Consider the following 23,869-nt stretch of genomic DNA (forward strand, 5'->3'; position numbering starts at 1 on the left):
TCAAATTTCAGTCAAGGACCATATCCGGTTCAGGCAATGCATGCCTGTCCGGCGCAACCCCAAGTCCAGCCCCCTCAGGCGGCGCAATATGTCCACCCTTTCGAACCGGCCCCATCGGGGCGAGGCGTGGCGCGACATAGCCCGACAGGTCACACACATTCATCACTCGCGCCGGGTCGGTAGACGCTCCTAGATGCAACAGGGCAGCGGTGGTGATATCCGATCCCCACGTATCCTCGATGCACATCTTTGCACCCAAATGCTGGCACAGATCACGCGCACGGCGCGAGGCAGACAAGCCACCGAATTTCGACAGTTTCACCGCCACCGCATCCATGCACCCCTTGGCGTGGGCCTCAAACAAGCTGGCGGTATCATGGGTGCTTTCATCCATCTTCATCGGTAACCCGGTCGCCGCGCGTACACGGGCGCAATCGTCTATCGTGGCGCAGGGTTGTTCCAGCATGACATCAAGATCAGCCACGGCCCGGCCCACCCGGGTTGCATCCAGAGAGGTAGCCCCGCAGTTCCAGTCGCCATAGACCAATGGGCCCTCGCCGACCGCCTCGCGCACCAGCCGCAACCGCGCGACATCTGCCTGCCAGTCCCCATCAGCGCCCAACTTGACCTGAAACTGCCGGATGCCTTGATTCTGCGTTTCCTGCGCGATCCGGGCCATCTCGTCAGGTGCGATGCAGGTGATCGAATGATAAAGTGGCATTGTCTCTGCACGCCGTCCGCCCAGCAAGGCGTAAAGCGGCAGACCTGCCACCTGCCCGGTCAGATCCCACAATGCGATATCGATGGCAGACTTGGCATACACATGCCCCTGCAAATGCCGGTCCAGCTGCGCCATCAACGCCTCAGGCCCGACCGGATCGGCGCCCAACAGGACAGGCGCCATCTCCTGCACTGCAGGCGCCACACCTCGTGCATAGGCTGGCAGATAGTGCGGGATCGGACAGACCTCTCCCCAACCTGTTCGCCCATCATCGGTATCCATCGCCAGAACTACGGTCTCGACCGTGTCACAGGTTTTGCCATCGGCCATGTAATAGGCCTCGTGGCTGGTCAGTGGCACATGCCATAGCGATATGCGCTTAATTTTGGTCATTGATATACCGCCACCGGATCGCCCAACGTCTCTTCATCAGGATGTACACCAAGGCCCGGAGCTTCTGGCAGGTGCAAATGGCCCTCGACATTGCGTGGACCACGCCCACCCGCGATATCGACCGTGATCATGTCCTGACAGGCCCAAACCGCGTGGCAATTGTCATCGGGGATGGTCGCCGCCAGGTGCAGCGCCTCGGTATCGGCCAGAACCGTGCCACCGGTGGCCATGACGAACATGTCGATGCCATGCGCCAGTGCGATGTCGCGCATGCGGGCGGCTTTGGTCAGGCCGCCGACGCGGTTGAGCTTGATGCCAAAGATCTCGGCCAGCCCGTCGCGGGCGATCCGGGCGGCGTCCTGCAGGGTGACCAGGCTTTCGTCCACGGAAACGGGCGAGCCATGGCGGCCCGAGATCACGGCGATATCATCCAGCGTCTCGCAGGGCTGTTCGAACATCACGTTCAGGTCTTCACAAGCGGTCATGACCCGCAAAGCCTGCTGCCGGGTCCAGCCCCGGTTCACATCATAAAGAACGATCTCGCCGGGTTTCCGGATGCTTTCGACATCCCGGACCCGCGTGATATCGCGCTCGACATCGCCGCCGATCTTCACGGAATGCGCGATATATCCGCGACTGCGGTACCGCTCCATCACGTCGCGGGTTTCGTCCACCGTCTTGGCCCCGACTGACGAAGCTATCGGGCGCGGCGTGCGGGAACCACCGCCCATCAGATCGGCAATCGGCAAACCTGCCGCCTGCCCCGCAATGTCCCAGCATGCCATGTCGATGGGGCTTTTGGCATACAGATGCCCAGGCAAGGCGATATCCATCGCCCGCTCCACATCCAGCACCCGGCGTGGATCAAGGCCCATGACAAACGGCGCCATCGTCTCGATCCCGGCGCGAATGCCGGGGCCATGGGCGGGCACATAGGTATGCCCCCACGGCGTACCCTCACCCCAGCCTGTCAGCCCCGCATCGGTTTCGATCTTGACCAGAGTCGCGTCCAGAACCTCGAACTTCAACCGTCCGCCGGACAGCCAATAGGGATGCTCCAGCGGCAGATCGACATGATAGACCGAGATGCGGTTGATCTTCATTTCAGCTCCACTTCGACAAAAGACATGGGTGCAGTTCCGGCATTGATGACGTTGTGCTCGACACCTTCATCCCGGCGATAGGCCGTTCCGGCCGGAACGGTGACATCCTTTGCGGTGCCATCGGGTTGCTCCAGACGCATATGACAATCGGTCACGGCGGTGATTACATAGTCCATCGAATGGCGATGCCAGCCGGTTTCCGCCCCGGGGGCAAAATCGAACCGCGTTACCCGCACGCGGTCATCGTCGATCATCACAGTTGCGATGGCCTGCTCTGTCATGCGCTGAACTCCACTACCGGATCACCTAAGCTGTCGAAATCCGGAGCCACGCCAAGGCCGGGCGTCTCGGGGGCATAGAGTTTCCCGTCCCGCGCCGTTGCCCCGCCAATACCGGTCGAGCGGGTGTTGTAATTCATCAGGTCCGTGGTGTTGTGCAGGTATTCCGGTGGCGTTGTTGCCGCGAAATGCGCCAGCGCCGCGGTTGTGATCTCACCACCCCAGGTGTCTTCGGCGACCACGGGGATGCGGTTCTCGACCAGATAGTCGCGCACCCGCTTTGCTTTGCTCAGGCCACCCAAGTTCGAGATTTTCAGACAGACCAGCTCCGCCGCATGATCCGCGACGATACGCTGTGCCATGTGCATGCCGGTCACGCATTCGTCCAGCTTCATCGGCAGGTCGATGCGGGCGCGGACCTGCATGCACTCCTCATAAGTGCGGCAGGGTTGTTCAAAGATGTAGTCCAGATCCCGCGTCTCCCGCGCCACCCGCAGAGCATTGTCCACCCGCCAGCCCTGATTGGCGTCGGCCATAGCCTTCTCACCAGATTTCAAAAGGGGAACGGTCGAACGAATGCGGTCAATATCCGCGGCCCAGTCGCCGCCGACCTTGATCTGAAATTGCCGATAGCCCTGTTCGCGGTACCGGTCCATCTCGGCAATGGTCTCCTCGGTCCCCTTTTGCGGTGCGACCCTGTACATCGGTGCACCGTCCGTCAGCTTGCCGCCCCAAACCGCATATAAAGGGGCGTTCAGCGACTGCGCGAGAACATCCCAGCAGGCCGCATCAAACGGGGACTTGGCATAGCCATGCCCCTGCACCAGATGATCCATGACCTGTTCGATCCGCGCCACGTTGCGTGGGTCTTCTCCCAAAAGATGCGGAGCAACCAGCCGGGCCAGTGCCGGCACTCCTTCGGAATGGGCCACCATGTAATTCTCGCCGCAGGGCGTGAACTCACCGCAACCCTGCAAACCCGCATCCGTATCGATGACAACGACTGACGCCGTGGCCGTCTCAATTGCATTCCCCGCACCCCAGACATAAGCACCGCCCACATAGGGCAGACCGGTCTGGAAAATACGGATACGGGTGATCTTCATCAGGCAACGTCGCGTTCTGTCAGAACCGGAGGGGATTCCAGATTGTTGCGCCACAACACATAGGCCATGACCGGATGATCCCCGGTCCGCATGGCGTGCGGTTGATTGCTAGCGTGGAAGGAGTGATCGCCGGGCCGGAGTGTTTCCGGCTCGTCACCTTCACGCATGAACTCGGCCTCACCTGCCAGAACCAGATACATCTCTTCGGCAGGATGATGATGCCAAGGGTAATAGAGGTTGGGCGGCATATAGACCACATAGCTGCTCATCTGCGCACTTAGCCACGGGCCGCCCTCGCCGATCAGCGTGTAGCAGGCGAACCGATCCATGAAATCCTGGCCGATATCCGTACCCTTATAAGTCTCGCGCCATTGCGCCACCGGGCTGGCCGCAACAAAAGCATCGCGGAACTCTGACAAAGCATCCGAATAAAGACCGGTTTCACGGCTCAGAATATCCGCAGCCGGGATGTGGAAGGGCTCTACAGACTGTTCACGCAGGTCGTCCGGAAAAGGACAGAACTGAGTCAGGCAGGCCTGACTGCCATGCGCGGTACGCGCCTGTTCCAGTAGATTTTCAAATGCAGGTCGGGTCACGGGATCACCACAATGTTGCCGGTATGAGACTTGTCGATAAAGGCCTGCTGGGCCTCTCTCAGTTCAGCTAACGGGTATGTGGCGGCCAAAGCTGGCCTGATTTGTCCATTCTCTATGTATTTCACGACATCGAAAAAGTTCTCGGGCGTGTTCACCGTCGAGCCGGTAAAGGTCAGATCGCGCAGGTAGAATGTCCGCAGATCGAACTCGACCAGCGGCCCCGCAATGGCACCGGAACAGGTGTACCGCCCGCCGCGTTCCAGCATGTCGATCAGCTTTGGCCACATGGACCCGCCAACCACATCCGCAACAACGGTGACTTTCTCACCCTTCAGTTCTGCCCTCAGGTTCTCGGGGCTGCGTGGCAAAATTCGATCCGGACTCAGCTTGGCCACGTCCCCGTGTTTGGCCTCGCTCGCCATGGCGATCACCCGCGCGCCGCGCAGCTTGGACAGCTGGATCAGCGCACCCCCGACACCGCCCGAAGCGCCGGGGATCAGCACAGTATCCCCCTCACCCACACCGGCCCGATCCAGCATGCCTTCGGCGGTGACATAGGAACAGCTGAACGTCGCAAGCTCGGCATCGCTCAGATCGGTTTCGATCGCAGCGACACCACGCACATCCGCCTTGGTGTACTCTGCAAACCCACCGTCACATTCCGATCCGAAGTATCCCGCCTTGTCGCGGTTCATCGGCTCGTTCCAGTCGCGCAGCCAGCCTGCCACGATGACACGCTTGCCGATCAGGCTTTCATCAGCGCCTTCGCCAACCGCAACAACCATACCAACCGCATCGGCGCCCTGAATGCGCGGGAAAGTCAGTGGCGCACCGCCCCAGGTACTGTCTTCATCGTCCACTTCAGAATAGGCACCACCGGTCGTGGCCTCGTCCACCGCTTTCGAGTACCAGCCGGTGCGCGTATTCACGTCCGTATTGTTCAACCCACAGGCACCGACCTTTATCAGCACTTCCATCGGACCCGGCTGGGGTGTCGGCCAGTCCTCGTGCCACTCATACTTGTCCAGATCGCCATGGCCGGTCAGAACCATGGCCTTCATCGTTGCCGGAACATTCATTCTGCGGCCTCCATGGCAATATCGGTTCGCGGCAAGACGCTTTGCGGGTCATATGCAGGCTCACCCAGAATGCGCCCTTTGCGCGCATTTCCGGCGATCACGACCTCAATCTCAGTACCCGGCACATTGGCGTGCGGTTTGATATAGGCAAAGGCAAGAATCTTCCCGACCGTGTGCCCGTAGGCAACCGAAGCGGTTGATCCGACAACCGTGCCGTCCAGCAGAACCGCCTCTCCTCCATGTCCGTCTTCGATGCCATCGGGTTCGATTTCCAGATAAGCACACACCCACGGCAGATCAGTATTCAGAGTCTTGTCCTTGCCAAGGTATTCCTTGTCTGTGCGGGCAAAGCGCAGGACATCCGCCTCGGCAAGCGTCACCTCATTGGTTAACTCACCTGCCCCCTTAAAGCCCTTCTCCATCCGCAGCGCATTCATCGCGAAGGAGCCATAATCAGTGATCCCGTGTGACGCACCGGCCGCCCAAAGCGCATCATAAACCGCCAGCGTGCTGTCGCGCGGAATATGCAGCTCCCATCCCAGCTCACCGGCATAAGACATGCGGAACGCCCAGAGCCTGTGCCCGGCCACCTCGATCTCTTGCGCGGTCAGCCATTTGAACCCGGCATTGCTGAGGTCGGCATCCGTGCAGGCCGCCAGAACCTCGCGTGCCTTGGGGCCATTCAGGCTCAGCGCTGCCCAATCATTCGAGCGCAGTATGACTTCGACATCTTCACCAGCACGCTGATGATTCAGATGATCCAGCAGGCGTTGTTCAAAGAAGGCAGCACAAACAAGATAATACCGGCCTTCATCTAGCTTCACGACCGTGGTTTCCAGTTCGATGCGCCCCCGGCGATTCAGCATATGGGTCAGGGCGATGCCCCCAACCTTTTGCGGCAGACGGTTGGCCACCAGACGATCCAGAAGTGCTTCGGCATCCGGGCCAGAGACCTCGACCTTGGTGAAGGCCGAGATATCCATGATGCCCACCGCCTCGCGCACGGCCTTGCATTCGGCACCCACCATGTCGTGAACCACGTTCCGGCGGAATGAATAGTGATCGCGCTGTTCGACACCATCTTTGGCAAACCAGCGCGGGCGTTCATGGCCATAAACCTCTTCGTAGACCGCGCCCTTTTCCTTCAACCGTTCGTAGAGAGGCGAGGGTTTGATCGGGCGACCTTCCAGACGGTTGAAATGCGGAAAGGGAATCTCGTGGCGCAGCTTGTAATCCTCATGCGCCTTGGTGACTTGCCAGTCCTTGGTGGCGTAAGATCCAAATCGGCGCGGATCATACTCGCGCATCGAGATATCCGCCGCCCCATGCACCATCCAGCGCGCCAGTTCGCGGGTCAGTCCCGGCCCCCAGCCGATACCGATTTGCGTCCCGCAGCAGCACCAGTAGTTCCGGACCCCAGGCGCAGGGCCAATCAGCGGGTTGCCATCCGGCGGGTGCGAAATCGCGCCGTGCACCTCGCGCTGAATGCCCAGCTCGGCAAAGATTGGCATCCGGTTCAGGCTTTCCTCAAGCCACGGCATGATCCGGTCGTAATCGGCATCAAACAGCCAGTTCTCGTAGTCCCAAGGGCAATGATCGTGCCAGACAGAGTTCGAGTTCTCTTTCTCGTAGATTCCGATCAGCCCGCGCTTTTGCTCCATCCGGATATAGCCGGAAACTTTCTTGTCATCGCGGATGACTGGCAGTTCCTTGTCCAGCCCCTCGAACTCAGGCACCGGCTCGGTCACGAAATAGTGGTGCGTCATCGAGGTCATGGGCAGTTGCAGCCCCGACCACTCGCCCATCTGGCGGGCATAGGTGCCGCCCGCATTCACCACATGCTCACAGCGGATCGTGCCTTTCTCGGTCTCGACAACCCATTCGCCGTTTTCGGCCTGCGTGATGTTCGTCGTCCGGCAATGACGGATAATCCTCGCCCCCAGCTGACGCGCCCCGGCGGCCATCGCCATGGTCACATTGGTCGGGTCGACATGGCCGTCATCCGGCGTATAAAGCGCGCCCAGCACGCCTTCGAGGTTGTAGAACGGGTGCAGTTCGGCCACCTTTTCCGGCCCGACCAGTTCGATGTTGAACCCCAGTGAGTGGCCCACCGACAACGTGTGGCGCAGCCAGTCCATCTCGTCCTCGGTATAAGCCAGCCGGAAGGAGCCGCAGCCGTGCCATGTCACCGCTTGACCGGTCTCGGCCTCCAATGCGCCGGAATACAGGCCAATGTTGTAATCCACACATTTGCCTAACCCAAAGGAACTGGTCGAATGCGTGATCTGACCGGCCGCATGCCATGTGCTGCCGCTGGTCAGTTCGGCCTTTTCCAGCAGGACCACATCGGTCCACCCTTCATGCGCCAAATGATAGGCCAGACCGACCCCCATGACACCTCCGCCCACGATCACTACGCGGGCCTGTGACGGCAGTTCCTTCCCGGACATGATTTTTCCTCTTCCCGAGTCGCGTTTCTGCTCGACAGGCTAATTCCACAAATGTACCATCGTCAATCATGAATGACACAAATGTATCATCGACCGTTCTGGACCGCCTGACCGAGGAATGGGACGCCCTGACGCCGGAGGCACAGAAAGCCGCGCGCTACGTGCTGGAAAACCCAACGGACGTTGGGGTTTCAACGGTGCGCGAGATCGCCGAGGCCGCCAATGTCAAACCCAACACTTTCGTGCGCATGGCCCGGCAGGTCGGGTTCGATGGGTACGAGGATTTCCGCGCACCCTTCCGCGAAGCGATTCGACAAGGCGCGGTGTCGTTTCCGGACCGCGCCCGCTGGCTGCAGGGCATCGGCAAGTCGGGGGAACTGGGCGGGCTCTATGCCGATATGGTCGGGGCCGCGATCCGCAACATCGAAGAGACATTCGCGGGTATCGACGCCGCACGTCTGAAGTCCGCCGCCGAAGATATCTGGAACTCGCGCCAAATCTTCACGCTGGGCGTCGGGGTCAACAACTCGAACGCCCGTAACTTCACTTACCTTGCATCGACTGGGATGAAACAGTTCCACGCCATCCCCCGCCCCGGCTCGACACCCGTCGATGATCTGGCCTGGGCCGGAGATCAGGATGTACTCATTGCGATGACCTGCAAACCCTACCGGACCGAGGTGATCGAGGCCGTCAAACTGGCCCGCGAACAGGGCCTGACCGTCGTTGGTATTTCCGACAGTCCGGCCAGCCCGGTGATCCTGAATGCCCATCACGGCTTTGTCGTCGCCGCGGACACACCACAGTTCTTCCCGTCATCCGTTTCGACCATCGCCTTGCTGGAAACGCTGCTGTCCTTTGTGATCGCAGTGTCCAGCGATGAGATCGTCGAACGGGTGGAACGGTTTCACCAACGCAGACACCAACTTGGCCTCTACGCGGAGGAGCCCGAATGAACGCACCCCTGACCCACTCACTGGACGCGCGATATTATACCGACCCTGCGATATTCGAGCAGGAGATGCAGGGCCTTCTTGCCCGAACGTGGCAGTTTGCAGGCCATGTCGCGCAGGTCCGGGAAACAGGGGATTACTTCGCTTTTGAAATCGCCGGTCAAAACCTATTCTGCATTCGCGGCCGTGACGGGGAAATCCGGACCTTTTATAACGTCTGCCAGCACCGCGCGCATGAGATGGTGACAGGTGCCGGCAACACCCGCGTTGTCGTCTGCCCCTATCACGCCTGGACCTACGAGTTGTCCGGCCAGCTTCGCGCCGGTCCGAATATCAAATCCGTTCCCGGTTTCGACCGTAGCGCCATCTGCCTGACCTCTGTCCGCACCGAAATCTTCAACGGCTTCATCTTCGTCAACCTCGACGACAACGCCGCACCAATGGATGAATGGTACCCCGGCGTGCGCGAGGAAATCCGTGCCTTCGTCCCGCATATCGACGATCTGGAACCACTGGAGTGGGTCGAGATTCCTGAGAATTGCAACTGGAAGGTCAGTGTCGAGAACTACTCGGAATGCTACCACTGCCCGACCAACCATCCGACCTTTGCCGAAGGCGTGGTCAATCCCGAGACCTATGACATCCAGCCCGACGCAGGTGGCGGCTATGTGCTGCGCCACACGACGGAATGCCAAAGCCTCGACAAAATGACCTATCCCATCGACCTGTCGGTTCCTCATGCGGGCGATTATCAGTCGTGGTTCCTGTGGCCGATGTTCTCGTTCCAGTGCTATCCGGGCAATGTGCTGAACACCTATCACTGGCGCGCGGTCGATGCCGATCACTGCACCGTCTGGCGCGGCTGGTACACCGAGGGCGGCTCGGAAAGCGCAGTAATCCGGCAATTGGCGGTACAGGACCGGGAAACCACGGTCGAGGAAGACATCCACCTTGTCGAAAGCGTCCACCGCGGCCTGAAATCCCGAGGCTACCGCCCCGGTCCGCTGGTTCTGGACCCCGGCTGCGGCGTGATGTCGGAACACTCGATCGCCCGCCTGCAGCAATGGATGCGCGAGGCCGTGGATGGCTGAACTAACGGGAAACTGCATGTGTGGGGCTGTGACGTGGTCCTCAAGCGGGCCGGTCACTCGCCGCCTGTCCTGCCATTGCGGTGATTGCCAAAAGGCAACCTCCTCGCCCTTCACTACCTTCGTCGGTCTTCCGCCTGAAACCGTCGAATGGGTGGGTGACATAAATCACTTTGAAAGCTCGCCCGGAACCTACCGTGGTTTCTGTCCCAAATGCGGCTCGCGGCTCTATTTCCGATCCGACAAATGGCCCGGCGAAATCCATATCCATGCTGCAACGCTGGATGATACGTCCAGCTACACCCCCGACGCCCATGTGGTCATGGGCAGCGCGGTCTCGTGGCTGGAACTGGCGGATAACATCCCCAAACATCAATCCTTTCAGGCCGATCCCACCGAAACAGACAAGGAGTAACCCCCATGCTCATGCCCGGCGAATGGCGCCCGGAACACAAGCTGTTTCCGTATCAGGTGGGCTTTACCTCGCCACCCTTCGACTTTGATGCCGCCCCGTCGGATTTTCTGCGCATGTGCCCCGAAACGGTCGGCGTGCATGGCTGGATGTTGCATGTGCCCGACTATGTGCACGGGCTGGACCAGCGCAAAAAGAACTTCGGGATGCTGGACGATTTCGTCCACTGCATGTCCCGTAATGGGGTCGATGTCTGCGGTCAGGTCGGCTCGAACTGGGTGCACGCCTGCGGGCTGGGGGTCGAGGGCGTGCGGCAGCATTGCGAGGACTTGTCTGACAAGCACGGCATCAGCTTTCACATGGCAGGCTATGCCATGGTCGAGGCCCTGCGTGAGATGAACATCGAAAAGGTGGCGCTGAACGCGGCCTATCACTGGCCCGAATGGTGGCAGGGTACTGCCGAGTTTCTGAAAGAGGCCGGGTTCGATGTGCTCTGGGCGGGCAACTTTCACGATCAGGGCTGGTTCGACAGTCAGGAAGAGGTCAATTCCTGGCGCTGGGTGTTTGACGGCGATCTTGCGCTAAAGAGCTTTGAATACGTCGCCGACAAGGCACCGCAGGCCGATGCGATTCTGATTAACGGTATGTGCAATTTCCGCACGGGTCCGGACGGTCTGCCGCAACGGCCGCTTCATCTGGCGGATCAGTTGGAGACCGCGTTGGGTAAACCAGTGATCGGCCACGACATTGCACTTTACTGGCGCATCTTCAAATCCCTCGGGCTGGCGCCGGACACGCCGCGCGGACAGTTGCTCCGGCGTCTATAAGCCCGAAACAGAGTTGTACAAACCGAACCATTGCCAATCAGGAACAGGTAAAAAATGCACAAAATCCTCGCCCTCTGGGCCGTTCCCCGTTCAACCTCGACCGCGTTCGAATGGATGATGCGCCAGCGCGGCGATCTTGAATGTTTGCACGAACCCTTTGGCGAGGCATGGTATCAGGGCGAGGAACCCCTCTGGCATCGCTTTCAGCCGGGCGAGAAAACCACACCGGGCCTGACCCTCGAAAGTGTTTGGGATGACATTCAGGAAAAGGCCAAAGTTGGACCAGTTTTCATCAAGGATTTTCCCCATTATATCAACCATATGTGGGATGCGGAGTTCCTATCCAAGTTTGACCACGCCTTTCTGATCCGCGATCCGGCCAAAACGATTTCTTCGATGTACAAGCAATGGCCGGACTTTGCCGAAGGGGAGGTTGGCTTTCCCGAACAGCGCGCGCTATTCGATCTTTTGACAGCCCTCAACGGCACACCACCCCCCGTGGTCGACAGCGATGATCTGTTGGAAGATCCGCATCGCATGACAGAAAAATTCTGCGAATCCATGGGCATACCATTCATCGAAGACGCCCTGACCTGGGAGGCCGGAGGCGATCCGTCGGCCCATAGCTGGTGGGATGGTGGGTCATTCCATGGCAACCTCGCCAAGTCCACAGGCCTTACACCCCAGCCACGCAAGCACATCTCGATCGACGAAGCGCCGGAGCGGGTAAAGCAGGTGCACCGTCGGATGAAGCCACATTACGACCACCTCTACAAACACCGATTGACGGCGTGATGCGTCAACCAGAAACTATTGGCGAAGTAGTCGAAACAGGCCTTTGCATCGGCTGCGGATTGTGCGAGGCGATTGCACCAGACAGATGGGTCATGCGGATGACACCTGAAGGGCGGCTACGCCCGGCATCTATTGCCTCTGACCCGGTGGCCGACGCAGAAATTCTTGCCGCTTGTCCAGGCGCTACTGTCGAGGCAGATACTTCGACGGCGCCGTTCCAGGATAAGGTTTGGGGTGGCTACACTTCAATGACGCGTGCTTGGGCCAAGGACCCCGACACCCGGTTTCGGGCCGCAACTGGCGGCGTGCTGACTGCGCTGGGGATGTGGTTACTGAATTCCGGTCGTGCTGAATTCATTCTGCATTGCGCCGCTGATCCGGACGCCCCGATGCGCAGCCGCTGGGTCATCAGCGACCATGCGGAACAAGTCTACAGGCGCGCCGGATCCCGATATGGACCAAGCGATACTCTGGCCGGGCTGGAAAAGGCCCTTAGCTGCGGACAACGCTTTGCTATCATTGCAAAGCCCTGCGATGCCAACGCGATTCGGGCGCGCGCCAAAACCGACCCGCGGCTAGATGATCTGCTGGTCGCAGTTCTTGTCATGGTGTGCGGGGGAGCCTCGGACCTTGGCAAAAGTCGCGCAGTTCTGGAAGAGTACGACCTCAAAGAAAAAGATGTGACTTTGTTCCGGTATCGCGGGTTCGGCAACCCCGGTCCAACGCGGATCGAAACCCGCGACGGGCGCGCCTTTGAGAAAACCTATCTGGATATGTGGGCCGATGAGTCTGGTTGGCGCATCCAGACGCGATGTAAACTTTGCCCAGACGCGATCGGTGAAGCGTCCGATCTGGCCGCAGCAGATATCTGGCCGGGTGGCGCACCAACGGGCGAGGATGCTGGGTTCAACGGAGTTATCTGTCGTACCGCAAAAGGTCAGTCCTTGATGGACGCAGCGATTGCCGACGGCGCATTGGCAAGTGACAAAGCACTTGGTCCGCGTGATTTTGACGACTTTCAACCTCATCAAGTGAACAAGAAACACGCGATTGCCGCCCGCCTGCGTGGACTAAGCAAAGCTGGTGCCCCGATTTACCATCACGCAGGCCTCAGGATTGATGTGCTGGACGCCGCCGATGAGAGAGAAGAAGATGGCGCCGAACAGCGCGTTCGTTCAGGACGTTTCGCAGAAAACATGCCAGACCCAACGGAGACCAAACATGGCTGATATCTTTGATGAAGACCTTTTTCTGAAGGGCCTTGAGCAACGTAAGGGAACATTGGGTGCCGATTACGTTGAAAATAACCTGGCAGCTGCTGACGAGTTTACCCGCCCCTTTCAGGAAGCCATGACAGCCTGGTGCTGGGGTTTTGGCTGGGGCGATGACGTGATCGACGCCAAGACCCGTTCGATGATGAACCTGTCGATGATCGGCGCGCTTGGGAAGATGCACGAATGGGAACTGCATTGCCGAGGTGCGATCAACAACGGCGTCTCGAAAGAAGAGATCAGGGCCATCATTCACGTTGTCGGCATTTATTGCGGCGTACCTCAGGCGCTGGAGTGCTTCCGGGCCGCTAGAAAGGTTCTGACAGAGGCCGGGCAACTCTGAAACACGACTTGTGAACCTGTTGAAAGCCCGTCCTAAGGCGGGCTTTTTCTTTGTCAGGCAATTATATGTTACTAAATTTATCACCATCAGACAATTGTGTTACATTTTACTTGCCGCGAATCGAAAGCTAACGTAATACCCGACCAAGCGGTCACTTAATGACGCCCTACGCAAGACCGGAGGTTCTGACGAATGGACGCTTTTATCTGCGATGCTCAACGTACGCCCATTGGGCGATATGGCGGCGCGCTAAGTCAGGTACGAACGGATGATCTGGCTGCAATTCCAATTGCCGCATTGAAAGAGCGTAACCCGCAGGTGGACTGGGCCAGCCTCGACGATGTGATCTATGGCGATGCCAACCAGGCGGGTGAGAGCAACCGGAACGTGGCGCGGATGGCTGCCCTTCTGGCTGGTTTGCCGGTGGACGTACCCGGAACTACGATCAACCGTCTTTGTGCATCAGGTATGGATGCAGTCGGCATGGCGGCCCGGGCTATCAAGGCAGGAGACTATGATCTTGCCATTGCAGGCGGCGTTGAAAGCATGTCACGCGCGCCCTTTGTGATGCCCAAGGCAACCAGTGCGTTCACCCGTGCTAACGCGGTCTACGACACAACCATCGGCTGGCGTTTCGTGAACAAGAAGATGCACGATATGTACGGCACGGATTCGATGCCGCAAACAGCTGACAACGTGGCTGAAGACTATGGCATCAACCGCGCCGATCAGGATTCCTTTGCAGCGCGCAGCCAGGCCCGGTGGGCCGCAGCTCATGAAGCTGGTGTTTTCAAAGAAGAGATCACTCCGGTCACCATTCCTCAACGCAAGGGCGACCCGATTGTGGTGGATACGGACGAACATCCGCGCCCGGGAACGAGTGCTGAAAAACTGTCTGGTCTCAAAGGTGTAAATGGTCCCGACAAGACCGTCACTGCAGGTAATGCCTCGGGTGTGAATGATGGGGCTGCCGCAATTCTGCTGGCGAACGAGGCTGCTGCAGCGAGCAATGGCCTGACCCCGATTGCCCGTGTGGTAGGCATGTCTGTGGCGGGCGTCGCGCCCCGCGTTATGGGAATTGGCCCGGTTCCGGCCAGCCGCAAGGTGCTGGCGCGTGCCGGACTCACCATCGACCAGATGGATGTGATAGAATTGAATGAGGCCTTCGCATCTCAGGGTCTGGCCACCCTGCGTGAACTTGGCGTTGCCGATGATGCACCCCATGTAAATCCTAACGGCGGCGCCATCGCCATTGGCCACCCTCTGGGTATGTCTGGCGCGCGGCTGGTCATGACAGCCGCCTATCAATTGCAACGGACCGGTGGTCGCTATGCGCTGTGCACCATGTGCGTGGGCGTAGGCCAGGGTGCCGCACTTATTCTTGAACGCGTGTAAGGGAGGAGACCTCACATGTATGCTCAGATGGTCAAAACAGCAGGAACAGGCGTCAAATCTCAGGACGAAATGTCCGATCAGGAACGCGCCTTTCAGGAAAAGATCGATGCTGACATCAAGATCGAACCCAAAGACTGGATGCCCGACGACTACCGCGCAACGCTGATCCGCCAGATCGGCCAGCACGCGCACTCAGAAATTGTGGGCCAATTGCCTGAAGGCAACTGGATTACACGCGCTCCAACTCTGGAACGCAAGGCAATCCTGCTGGCAAAGGTACAGGACGAAGCCGGTCATGGGCTTTACCTTTACTGCGCTGCGGAAACTCTGGGCGTCAGCCGCGATGAGATTACCGAGATGCTGCTGGACGGGCGCATGAAGTATTCGTCCATCTTCAACTATCCGACCCTGAACTGGGCCGATATCGGCGCGGTTGGCTGGCTAGTTGATGGTGCTGCGATCATGAACCAGGTGCCGTTGCAACGGACGTCTTATGGCCCATACTCCCGCGCGATGATCCGGATCTGCAAGGAAGAAAGCTTCCATCAGCGTCAGGGCTATGACGCGATCCGCAAGATGGCCGAGGGTACGCCGGAACAGCGCAAGATGGCGCAGGATGCGCTGAATCGCTTCTGGTACCCGTCATTGATGATGTTCGGCCCATCCGACAAGGAATCCGTGCATTCTGCCCAGTCGATGGCCTGGAAAATCAAGATCAATACCAATGACGAGTTGCGCCAGAAATTCGTCGACCAGACCGTGCCACAAGCTGAATATCTTGGCCTTACCGTCCCTGATCCGAACCTGAAGTGGAACGAGGAACGCGGGCACTACGACTTTTCCGAGCCTGACTGGTCCGAGTTCTTTGCCGTGATCAAGGGCAATGGCCCCTGCAATGTTGATCGTCTGGCAGCACGCAACAAGGCCTGGGACGACGGCAAATGGGTTCGCGATGGCTTGCTGGCCCATGCCCGCAAGAAACGTGCCAACAAACTGGCCGCCGAATAACCCCACTTAAAAGGAGGACTCCTGATGAAAAACGAATGGCCCCTTTGGGAAATCTTTATCCGCGGTCAGCACGGCATGAGCCACCGCCATGTCGGCTCACTACATGCACCAGACGCGGAAATGGCAATCAAGAACGCCCGTGACGTCTATACCCGTCGAAACGAGGGTGTTTCGATCTGGGTAGTGGAGGCCAACAACATCACGGCCAGCTCACCCAGTGACAAAGGCCCGTTGTATGAGCCGAGCGAAAGCAAGGTTTACCGGCACCCAACCTTCTTTGACATCCCCGATGAAGTGGGAGCCATGTGATGACTCGCGACGAGGCACTACAGCAATTCCTGCTGCGGATGGGGGATAATACCCTGATCCTTGGCCACCGCGTCAGCGAATGGTGCGGGCATGCGCCGGTTTTGGAAGAAGATATCGCACTGGCCAATACCGCACTGGACCTTATCGGTCAGACTCAGATGTGGCTTGGTCTGGCTGCCGAAATTCAGGGCGAAGGCCGCAGTGCCGATGATCTGGCTTTTCTGCGGGACGCGTGGGACTTTCGCAATGTTCTGATGGCCGAGGTGCCTAACGGCGATTTTGGCCGCACAATGATGCGCCAATTCCTGTTTGATGCGTGGCATTCGATCATGCTGGGCCGGTTGATGACATCCTCAGATGAACGGGTTGCCGCGATAGCAGCCAAGGCCAGCAAAGAGGTGACTTATCATCTTGAGCGTTCCGGCGACACGGTCGTCGGGTTGGGTGATGGCACTGAAGAGAGCCACGCCCGGATGCAGGAAGCACTGGATTATCTGTGGCCCTATGTCGGCGAGATGTTCGCCAGCGATGATGTGGATGCCGAAATGGTCGCTGCAGGTATTTCACCTGATCCGGCCGGCCTGCGCGAGGAATACGACGAACTTGTATCCCGCAACCTGACTGATGCGACTCTGATTATCCCCGAAAGCCGCTTTGCCCACAAAGGCGGGCGTGACGGGCGAATGCATACTGAACATCTGGGGCACCTGCTGACTCAGATGCAGTGGCTGCAACGCGCCTATCCCGGAGCCAGCTGGTAAATGATGATGGCACGCGCAACGACCGATCAGATATGGGGATGGCTGGATGCTGTTCCCGACCCCGAGATCCCGGTGATCTCGGTGGTGGATCTGGGCATCGTGCGTGACGTTCAGTGGGATGCGGACACGCTGAAAGTGACCGTAACACCAACCTATTCCGGCTGTCCGGCAACCTCGGTTATCAGTATGGATATCGAAACGGCGCTGCGCGATCACGGGATCGACGATATCCGTGTCGAAACCAGCATCTCTCCGGCCTGGACCACGGACTGGCTGAGCGACAAGGGCCGCACAAAGCTCGAAGAATATGGGATCGCCCCTCCGCAACCTGCGGGCGGACCAGAGCGCTGCCCGAATTGCGGCAGCAAGGCCGTCGAAAGAGTCAGCCAATTCGGCTCGACCCCGTGCAAGGCGCATTGGCGCTGCACCGATTGCCTGGAACCCTTTGACTATTTCAAGTGCATCTAGGGAGGACCTGATGGCGCGCTTTCACGATCTGGAAGTCACCGATATCCATAAAACCATCCGTGACGCGGTGGTGGTGACACTGAAACCCGCAAACGGTGCAGTGGATGAGTTCGATTTCACGCAAGGCCAGTACCTGACCTTTCGTCGCGATTTCGATGGTGAAGAATTGCGCCGGTCCTATTCGATCTGTGCAGGCAAGGATGACGCAGCCCTGCAGGTCGGGATCAAACGCGTAGATGGCGGGGCATTCTCGACCTGGGCCAACACGGACCTGAGGGTTGGCGATGTTTTGCAGGCCATGCCCCCGATGGGCGGTTTCTTTACCCCGCTGGATGCGAATGCCGAAAAGCAATATCTGGGCTTCGCGGGCGGGTCCGGCATCACGCCGGTGTTGTCGATCCTGAAGACCACTTTGGCCCGCGAACCCAACTCTCGCTTTACGCTGGTCTATGCCAACAAGGGCGTGAACACGATCATGTTCCGGGAAGAGCTTGAGGACCTGAAAAACCTCTACATGGGCCGCCTGAACGTGATCCACATTCTGGAATCGGACGCGCAGGACATTGACCTGTTCACAGGTCTGGTGACGCAGGAGAAATGCGCGGAATTGTTCAAGCACTGGATTGATGTCGAAAACACTGACACCGCCTTTATCTGCGGCCCTGAGCCAATGATGCTGGGCATTGCATCAGCGCTGCGGGAACATGGTCTTGATGACAGTCAGATCAAGTTCGAACTGTTTGCCAGCGCCCAGCCGGGCCGGGTGAAGCGCAAGGCACATGCAGCAGATGTTGCCTCGCAGGCCAACCAGACCAAGGCATCAATCACGCTGGACGGCGGGACGCAAACAATCACCATTCCCAAGGACCAGTCCATTCTAGACGGCGCGCTCGAAAACGCGATGGATGCGCCTTACGCCTGCAAGGCCGGCGTATGCTCGACCTGCCGTTGCCGGGTGATCGAGGGTGAAGTCGAAATGGTCGCCAACCACGCGCTGGAAGATTACGAAGTTGAAAAGGGCTATGTGCTGAGCTGCCAGGCCTATCCGCTGACCGACACCGTTGTTATCGACTACGATCAGTAAAGGGAGAAGAGCGATGGCCGAAGACATGACGATCGAAAGCTATCTGGAAGCTGGCGGCGTTCTGACCAACCCCACCAATGTTCCCCCGCGCTATCGGGCCGAACTCATGAAACTGATGGCAACTTTTGTCGACAGCGAGCTTGCAGGTGCCGCCGGGTTTGCCGACATCATAAATCAGGGGCCCGGCATCAAGGAACGTATTGCCGCGGCAAAGATCGTTCTGGAAAAAAGCGACAGTGCTGATCGCGTCCTGAATATCATGGGTGAGTTTGGCGCAGACACTGAACGCTATGCGAGCCACCATCCGTGGACTGAGCGTCTGGAACGTGAGGCCGATATAGGTGCGACACGATCCGAGCATGACATGCGCCTTGCGGTCTTCAACTACCCGATAGAAGGCTGGATCGACGCAGTCATGATGAATCTGCTGATGAGCCGGGCCGTGGCAATTCAACTGGCCGAGTTTTCGATGATTTCATATCAGCCACTGGCCGAAGCCTTTCGCGCCATTACGCCAATTGAGGCTCACCACGGCGAGCTGGCTTTTGAAGGGGCACAGAAGCTGTCCGAACAGGGCAACACCGAACAGATGCAGGCGGCGGTCAATTACTGGTGGCCTCGCGTCGCCGCCAGCTTTGGGTCAGGCAGTGCTGAGAAAAACGAACATCTGCGCAAAATGGGGTTGCGACGCGCGACCGGGGCAGAGCTGAAAACCCGCTGGGAAGCCGAGGCAGCCGGTCTGCTGGAAAAACTGGGACTGCGTGCGCCCTGAGCTGTCAGGTCCTTCGAGGACGACCGATCAGGCCATATTTTCGGGCCACCGATTTCCATGATCTGCGCTTTGGTTTCCCAAGCGCAAAGCCGGACGACTTGGCGGCCCCCGCCTGTCGGTTGAACTCATAGACGTCGATAATCCGTTCGGCACAGCCACAGGCCTCGCCCATGCCCACTTTGGCGAAATAGAATTTCTCGAAGCTCTCTGGTTTTTGCATGGCGATCCTCCGACGTCAGTGAAACAGACGATCGCTAAGAGGCCAAATCAATTCTATGCCAACTCTGATCTGCAGTTGGATACTAAAGCCCTTTGACGCCCGTCAATGTGAGATTGCTGACCTGTGCCGCATAATCCCGACGCGCCTCAGCGTCCGCACCTGAGTTCCACATATAGTACCAGTTCAGCATGCCAAAGACTGACATCGTTGCTGAACGCAACTTGGCCCTGTCATCACGGAAAACCTCAGGCGCTATATCGGCAATGATGCCGCTGAGGAAATTCACCATGTCTCGCTGATAGCCACGCAGCAGGTTCTGTTGCTCGGCTGGCAGCGCCGACATACCGCTGGTCTGAACCCTGTGTTCATCATCCACGCCCTGATAGGCCAGCAGAATTTCAGCAACGACCTTGTGCAGCTTGTCAGAAGCGCTCAACCCGTCGACCTCCAGGCCGCAGATCAGATCCCTCAGTTCGCGCAGGTACGTTTCGAGAATATCGAAAAGGATCGCGTCCTTGCTGTCATAGTAGTGATAGATGTTAGCCTTCGAGATACCGCATTCGCGCGCAAGCTGCGTCATGGATGCGCGGTCAAACCCTTCGCGCGCGAATACACGCGCCGCAGACTTGAGAATCTGCGTGCGCTTTTGTTCATGATCTTTTGCTATCGTACGGGCCAAGCTTCACTCCTTGTCTCGGTTATCGACAACGCGCTTGGCCTTGCCCTGACTACGCTCGACATCACCGGGCTCGCCTACAACAATCTCGGTGGAAACGCCAACAACGTCCTTGATCCGCTTGGTCAACATGCGTGCGGCCGCCGTTTTGCTCAATTCGTCAGTTGCATCAGGCAACGCCTCGACAAAGACGCGCATTGCGTCCATGCGACCTGATTTGAACAGCTCGATCTGATAGTGCGGGGCAACGCCACCTGTCGCCATGACCTGTTCCTCGATCTGGCTGGGGAAAACATTGACGCCACGCAGGATGATCATGTCGTCCGAACGCCCCGTGATCTTTTCCATCCGACGCATTGATCGTGCTGTTCCGGGCAACAACCGCGTCAGATCGCGGGTGCGATAGCGGATCATCGGCAGACCCTCTTTGGTCAACGTAGTAAAGACCAGTTCACCCATTTCCCCATCAGGCAGAACCTCACCGGTCTGCGGATCAATGATTTCCGGCAGGAAGTGATCTTCCCAGATCACCGGTCCATCCTTGGTCTCAACGCATTCATTGGCGACGCCAGGCCCCATGATCTCGGACAAGCCATAGATATCGACCGCATGCATATCAAACGCCTGTTCAACCTCTTTGCGCATCGCGTCGGTCCAGGGTTCGGCCCCAAAAACGCCGACGGCAAGAGAGCTTTCGCGCGGATCCATCCCGACCTTGTGATATTGCTCGAGGATGTTGAGCATGTAAGACGGTGTCACCATGATCCCGTCTGGCTTGAAATCAGTGATCAGGTTGACCTGTTTTTCGGTCTGACCACCACTCATAGGAACGACCGTAGCGCCAAGACGTTCGATCCCATAATGCGCACCCAGACCGCCGGTAAACAGACCGTAGCCGTAGGCGTTATGGACCACATCCCCTTTGCGCAATCCGCTGGCACGCAGAGAACGGGCAACCAGATCAGCCCAATTGTCGATATCTGTCTTGGTGTATCCCACAACTGTGGGTTTTCCAGTCGTTCCGGATGAGGCGTGCAGACGGGTAATCTGCTCACGCGGGACAGCGAACAGGCCAAAGGGATAGTTGTCGCGAAGATCGTTCTTGTATGTGAACGGGAACTTCGACAAATCGCTCAGGCTCTGCAGATCGTCCGGGTGCACACCCGCCTCATCAAAGCGCTGCCGGTACATTGCCACATTGTCATAGGCGTGGCGCAGCGACCACTTCAGGCGATCCAGCTGCAGATTGCGGATTTCGTCAATCGAGGCGATTTCGATTGGATCCAGGTCCGCTTTGTTCGGGGTCAGGTCCTTCATGGCGTCCTCCTCGCCTCAATTCTCTTGGAACAGGGTGCCATTGATTGCGCGGGAGAAGCCCCGGAATTCCGCAATCTTCTGGTCATCCTGATTTGTTACTGTGACATCGTAGATACCGCTGCGCCCCGTGAGGTTTTGCTCGGCGGCACGGGCAGTCAGGCGATCACCCAGCTGTCCGGGTGCGATAAAACTGATCATGGTGTGCTGGGCAACGGTCGATTGATTTCGGCTGTTGCAGGCAAAGGCAAATGCACTGTCTGCCAGCATGAAGGTCACGCCGCCATGACATATGCCATGGCCGTTGCAGTGATGTTGTTGAACCGTGAGGGCAAGAATCGCTTCCCCCTCATCGACACCGATCAGATCCATCCCTGCCCATTTCGAGGCATTATCCTGATTCCACATGGCGGCCGCGGCCTGCTCTGCGCGTTGCTTTGGCGTCATATTATTTACCCTGAAACTGAGGTGCGCGCTTTTCCAGAAACGCCGATACGCCTTCGGCATAATCCGCGCTTTCGCCGCATGTCTTCATCGCGTCTGCTTCGACTTCCAGCTGATCGCTTAGTGTGTTGACCGCCGCTGCCTGGATTGACTGTTTGGTCATGCCCAACCCCAGTGTCGGCCCGTTGGCAAACTGTTCGGCAAGCGCGCGTGCCTCTTCCATCAATTGGTCATCCGGAATGGCTTTCCAGATTAGCCCCCACTCTTCGGCTTGTTTTGCCGGCAAAGGCTGAGCGGTCAGGGCCAGTCCCTTTGCGCGCGCCTCACCCAACAGGCGCGGCAGATGCCAGCTGCCACCCGTATCCGGGATCAAACCGACCTTGGCAAAGGATTGAATGAACTTGGCCGACTCGGCGGCCAACACGATGTCACATGCCAGCGCGACATTTGCCCCTGCCCCTGCGGCGACACCGTTCACGGCGCAGACGACCGGGAGATCAAGCGACCTGATAAGCCGCACAAGTGGTGCATAAAACGTACGCACAGTGTACCCGAGATCGGGTGGTCCATCCATTTTTGAAGGATCACGGTCCCCCAAATCCTGGCCCGCGCAGAAGCCGCGCCCTGCACCTGTCAGCAGGATCGCCCGGGCACCGTTATCACGGGCCTCCTCGAGGGTTGCGCGCAACGCATAGTGCATTTCATCGGTGAAACTGTTCAGCCGGTCAGGCCGGTTCAGCGTTATTTCCACCCATTTTCCGTGGTTTTGCGCAAGAATCGTATCACTCATGACCCGCTCGCTTTGCAATTGTTTCGATAAACTTCTTGCATTAACCGAACGGTTGGTCAATAAATTTCTCGGACTTACCATCGAATCCGGGCCGTCAGCCTGTTGATGGTTACAAAAAGGACCATTACCGCAATTAAGACTCATGTTTTGGAGGAGGAGAACCAGTCATGAAGTTTATCGGGATCAAATCGCTTTTGGCCTCAGCCGCTATCGCGGTGACAGGCAGTGTTGCGTTTGCCGCAGACTACACCCTGACAATTTCCAGCTGGGCACCACCGACCCACGGGATCAATGCCAAGATGTGGCCCAAATTCGTCGAGATGGTTGAAGAAGCCACAGACGGTCAGGTTACTGCCGAGCTGAAGCTGGGTATCGCACCGCCTCCGGCGCAGATGGATCTGATCATGGATGGCGCCGCTGACGCTTCGATCATTTTCCACGGCTATCAGCCGGGCCGCTTCGTCACGACGAAACTGATCGAACTGCCGGGCTATGAAGGTTCTGCCGAAGATGCATCGGTCGCCTATTGGCGTGCCTATGACGAGTATCTCAAGCAGGCGGATGAACACCGCGGGGTAAAGGTTATTGCTCTGCACACCCATGGCCCTGCGCAGCTGCATTCCAGCAACCAGGTCACCAATCTGGATGAAATCTCGGGCCTGAAGGTACGTATCCCGGGTGGCGTCGGTGGCGATGTTGGTTCAGCACTGGGAGCAACCGGCATTCAGGTTCCGGCCCCCAAAGTCTATGAAACACTGGCGTCCAAGGCGGCAGATGGCGTCGTGATGCCCTTCGAATCCCGCAAGGGTTTCAAGCTGACCGAAGTGGCCCCCAACGTTTATGAGATGCCGGGTGGCCTGTACCGTGGTTCGTTCGCCTTCATCATGAACGAAGACACATTCGCCGATCTGCCCGAAGATCTGCAAAAGGCGCTGGACGAAAACGTCTTTGGTGAGCCTCTGAGCCGCGAAATCGGCAAAATCTGGGATGAGATCGACGCAACCGGCCGCGAAGCCACTGAGGGCACCGAAGGCAACTCGATCAACGCGGCAAGCGAATCTGACCTCGAGAAGTTCTCGGCCATTGCCGAGGATGTGCGCGCCAAGGTTATCGCCGAGGTCAATGAGGCCGGTGTGGATGCACAATCTGCCTATGACATGATCAAGTCGGAAATGTCTTCCAACTGATCTTCAAGTCAGGGGCGGCGCACCAC

General features: G+C 58.3%; 27 protein-coding genes. 15 read left to right on the forward strand and 12 right to left on the reverse strand.

The genetic code is table 11. The features are described 5' to 3' along the window. Window positions 1-7: 7 nt before the first annotated feature. From ACR0CW_RS13280 to ACR0CW_RS13310, 7 genes are read right to left on the reverse strand one after another with little or no spacing between them, the layout of a single operon-like run. The gene (locus ACR0CW_RS13280) at window positions 8-1,114 is read right to left on the reverse strand and encodes a mandelate racemase/muconate lactonizing enzyme family protein (protein ID WP_480788157.1); all 1,107 of its coding nucleotides are present in this window, start codon (window positions 1,112-1,114) and stop codon (window positions 8-10) included. Next, entirely contained in the window at window positions 1,111-2,217 is a 1,107-nt protein-coding gene (locus ACR0CW_RS13285; protein ID WP_480788158.1) for a mandelate racemase/muconate lactonizing enzyme family protein, read from the reverse strand. Before ACR0CW_RS13285 ends, ACR0CW_RS13280 begins: the two co-directional genes overlap by 4 nt. Further along, window positions 2,214-2,498 carry a cupin domain-containing protein gene (locus ACR0CW_RS13290; RefSeq protein WP_480788159.1) on the reverse strand — a complete coding sequence of 95 codons (285 nt, stop codon included), beginning with the start codon at window positions 2,496-2,498 and terminating at the stop codon, window positions 2,214-2,216. Before ACR0CW_RS13290 ends, ACR0CW_RS13285 begins: the two co-directional genes overlap by 4 nt. Continuing rightward, window positions 2,495-3,601 carry a mandelate racemase/muconate lactonizing enzyme family protein gene (locus tag ACR0CW_RS13295; protein WP_480788160.1) on the reverse strand — a complete coding sequence of 369 codons (1,107 nt, stop codon included), beginning with the start codon at window positions 3,599-3,601 and terminating at the stop codon, window positions 2,495-2,497. Before ACR0CW_RS13295 ends, ACR0CW_RS13290 begins: the two co-directional genes overlap by 4 nt. Continuing rightward, window positions 3,601-4,197, reverse strand: coding sequence for a dimethylsulfonioproprionate lyase family protein (locus ACR0CW_RS13300; protein WP_170334273.1), 597 nt, complete (start codon window positions 4,195-4,197; stop codon window positions 3,601-3,603). Before ACR0CW_RS13300 ends, ACR0CW_RS13295 begins: the two co-directional genes overlap by 1 nt. Next, on the reverse strand, window positions 4,194-5,276 hold the full coding sequence (locus tag ACR0CW_RS13305; protein WP_480788161.1) for an alcohol dehydrogenase family protein: 1,083 nt from the start codon (window positions 5,274-5,276) through the stop codon (window positions 4,194-4,196). The genes ACR0CW_RS13300 and ACR0CW_RS13305 overlap by 4 nt, the downstream gene beginning before the upstream one ends. After that, window positions 5,273-7,726, reverse strand: a complete 2,454-nt coding sequence (locus tag ACR0CW_RS13310; protein ID WP_480788162.1) for an FAD-dependent oxidoreductase — start codon at window positions 7,724-7,726, stop codon at window positions 5,273-5,275. Before ACR0CW_RS13310 ends, ACR0CW_RS13305 begins: the two co-directional genes overlap by 4 nt. A 68-nt stretch (window positions 7,727-7,794) precedes the next feature. Here ACR0CW_RS13310 and ACR0CW_RS13315 point away from each other — a divergent pair, with 68 nt between their 5' ends. From ACR0CW_RS13315 to ACR0CW_RS13380, 14 genes are all read left to right on the forward strand, one after another. Then, a complete protein-coding gene (locus tag ACR0CW_RS13315; protein WP_480788163.1) occupies window positions 7,795-8,682 on the forward strand; it encodes a MurR/RpiR family transcriptional regulator in 888 nt (295 codons plus the stop codon). Next, on the forward strand, window positions 8,679-9,770 hold the full coding sequence (locus tag ACR0CW_RS13320) for an aromatic ring-hydroxylating oxygenase subunit alpha (RefSeq protein ID WP_480788164.1): 1,092 nt from the start codon (window positions 8,679-8,681) through the stop codon (window positions 9,768-9,770). Before ACR0CW_RS13315 ends, ACR0CW_RS13320 begins: the two co-directional genes overlap by 4 nt. Beyond that, a complete protein-coding gene (locus tag ACR0CW_RS13325) occupies window positions 9,763-10,182 on the forward strand; it encodes a GFA family protein (RefSeq protein WP_480788165.1) in 420 nt (139 codons plus the stop codon). Before ACR0CW_RS13320 ends, ACR0CW_RS13325 begins: the two co-directional genes overlap by 8 nt. A 5-nt stretch (window positions 10,183-10,187) precedes the next feature. Beyond that, window positions 10,188-11,006: an aspartate racemase/maleate isomerase family protein gene (locus ACR0CW_RS13330; RefSeq protein WP_480788166.1), complete on the forward strand. Its 819-nt coding sequence runs from the start codon at window positions 10,188-10,190 to the stop codon at window positions 11,004-11,006. A 54-nt stretch (window positions 11,007-11,060) separates the two neighbouring features. After that, window positions 11,061-11,801, forward strand: a complete 741-nt coding sequence (locus ACR0CW_RS13335; RefSeq protein WP_480788167.1) for a sulfotransferase-like domain-containing protein — start codon at window positions 11,061-11,063, stop codon at window positions 11,799-11,801. Continuing rightward, a complete protein-coding gene (locus tag ACR0CW_RS13340) occupies window positions 11,801-13,030 on the forward strand; it encodes a Coenzyme F420 hydrogenase/dehydrogenase, beta subunit C-terminal domain (protein ID WP_480788168.1) in 1,230 nt (409 codons plus the stop codon). The genes ACR0CW_RS13335 and ACR0CW_RS13340 overlap by 1 nt, the downstream gene beginning before the upstream one ends. Continuing rightward, entirely contained in the window at window positions 13,023-13,415 is a 393-nt protein-coding gene (locus tag ACR0CW_RS13345; protein ID WP_480742319.1) for a carboxymuconolactone decarboxylase family protein, read from the forward strand. Before ACR0CW_RS13340 ends, ACR0CW_RS13345 begins: the two co-directional genes overlap by 8 nt. 192 nt (window positions 13,416-13,607) lie before the next feature. Beyond that, window positions 13,608-14,810: a 3-oxoadipyl-CoA thiolase gene (pcaF, locus tag ACR0CW_RS13350; protein WP_480788169.1), complete on the forward strand. Its 1,203-nt coding sequence runs from the start codon at window positions 13,608-13,610 to the stop codon at window positions 14,808-14,810. Window positions 14,811-14,825: 15 nt separating this feature from the next. Continuing rightward, window positions 14,826-15,818: a 1,2-phenylacetyl-CoA epoxidase subunit PaaA gene (gene paaA / locus ACR0CW_RS13355; protein WP_155148785.1), complete on the forward strand. Its 993-nt coding sequence runs from the start codon at window positions 14,826-14,828 to the stop codon at window positions 15,816-15,818. 24 nt (window positions 15,819-15,842) lie between these two features. Continuing rightward, a complete protein-coding gene (gene paaB / locus ACR0CW_RS13360; RefSeq protein WP_155148782.1) occupies window positions 15,843-16,127 on the forward strand; it encodes a 1,2-phenylacetyl-CoA epoxidase subunit PaaB in 285 nt (94 codons plus the stop codon). After that, window positions 16,127-16,888: a 1,2-phenylacetyl-CoA epoxidase subunit PaaC gene (paaC, locus tag ACR0CW_RS13365; RefSeq protein ID WP_480788170.1), complete on the forward strand. Its 762-nt coding sequence runs from the start codon at window positions 16,127-16,129 to the stop codon at window positions 16,886-16,888. Before paaB ends, paaC begins: the two co-directional genes overlap by 1 nt. A gap of 6 nt (window positions 16,889-16,894) precedes the next feature. Further along, window positions 16,895-17,356 (forward strand): 1,2-phenylacetyl-CoA epoxidase subunit PaaD, encoded by a 462-nt coding sequence (paaD, locus tag ACR0CW_RS13370; protein WP_155149166.1) that lies wholly within the window; start codon window positions 16,895-16,897, stop codon window positions 17,354-17,356. 10 nt (window positions 17,357-17,366) lie between these two features. Further along, a complete protein-coding gene (locus ACR0CW_RS13375; RefSeq protein WP_480788171.1) occupies window positions 17,367-18,440 on the forward strand; it encodes a 2Fe-2S iron-sulfur cluster-binding protein in 1,074 nt (357 codons plus the stop codon). Window positions 18,441-18,453: 13 nt separating this feature from the next. Next, window positions 18,454-19,212, forward strand: coding sequence for a Phenylacetic acid catabolic protein (locus tag ACR0CW_RS13380; protein ID WP_480788172.1), 759 nt, complete (start codon window positions 18,454-18,456; stop codon window positions 19,210-19,212). Window positions 19,213-19,216: 4 nt separating this feature from the next. Here ACR0CW_RS13380 and ACR0CW_RS13385 read toward each other — a convergent pair whose 3' ends face one another. The 5 genes from ACR0CW_RS13385 to paaG form a co-directional block, all read right to left on the reverse strand. Next, window positions 19,217-19,432 carry a hypothetical protein gene (locus tag ACR0CW_RS13385; RefSeq protein ID WP_155148768.1) on the reverse strand — a complete coding sequence of 72 codons (216 nt, stop codon included), beginning with the start codon at window positions 19,430-19,432 and terminating at the stop codon, window positions 19,217-19,219. A gap of 82 nt (window positions 19,433-19,514) precedes the next feature. Beyond that, the gene (locus ACR0CW_RS13390) at window positions 19,515-20,111 is read right to left on the reverse strand and encodes a TetR/AcrR family transcriptional regulator (protein ID WP_155148766.1); all 597 of its coding nucleotides are present in this window, start codon (window positions 20,109-20,111) and stop codon (window positions 19,515-19,517) included. A gap of 3 nt (window positions 20,112-20,114) precedes the next feature. After that, window positions 20,115-21,425 carry a phenylacetate--CoA ligase PaaK gene (gene paaK, locus ACR0CW_RS13395; protein ID WP_480788173.1) on the reverse strand — a complete coding sequence of 437 codons (1,311 nt, stop codon included), beginning with the start codon at window positions 21,423-21,425 and terminating at the stop codon, window positions 20,115-20,117. A 15-nt stretch (window positions 21,426-21,440) separates the two neighbouring features. After that, the gene (gene paaI / locus ACR0CW_RS13400) at window positions 21,441-21,869 is read right to left on the reverse strand and encodes a hydroxyphenylacetyl-CoA thioesterase PaaI (protein WP_480788174.1); all 429 of its coding nucleotides are present in this window, start codon (window positions 21,867-21,869) and stop codon (window positions 21,441-21,443) included. Between the two features lies 1 nt (window position 21,870). Next, window positions 21,871-22,656, reverse strand: a complete 786-nt coding sequence (gene paaG, locus ACR0CW_RS13405; protein ID WP_480788175.1) for a 2-(1,2-epoxy-1,2-dihydrophenyl)acetyl-CoA isomerase PaaG — start codon at window positions 22,654-22,656, stop codon at window positions 21,871-21,873. Between the two features lie 167 nt (window positions 22,657-22,823). Here paaG and ACR0CW_RS13410 point away from each other — a divergent pair, with 167 nt between their 5' ends. Beyond that, window positions 22,824-23,843 carry a TRAP transporter substrate-binding protein gene (locus ACR0CW_RS13410; protein WP_155148750.1) on the forward strand — a complete coding sequence of 340 codons (1,020 nt, stop codon included), beginning with the start codon at window positions 22,824-22,826 and terminating at the stop codon, window positions 23,841-23,843. Window positions 23,844-23,869 lie beyond the last annotated feature (26 nt).

It is taken from the genome of Ruegeria sp. CH6 (assembly GCF_056537005.1).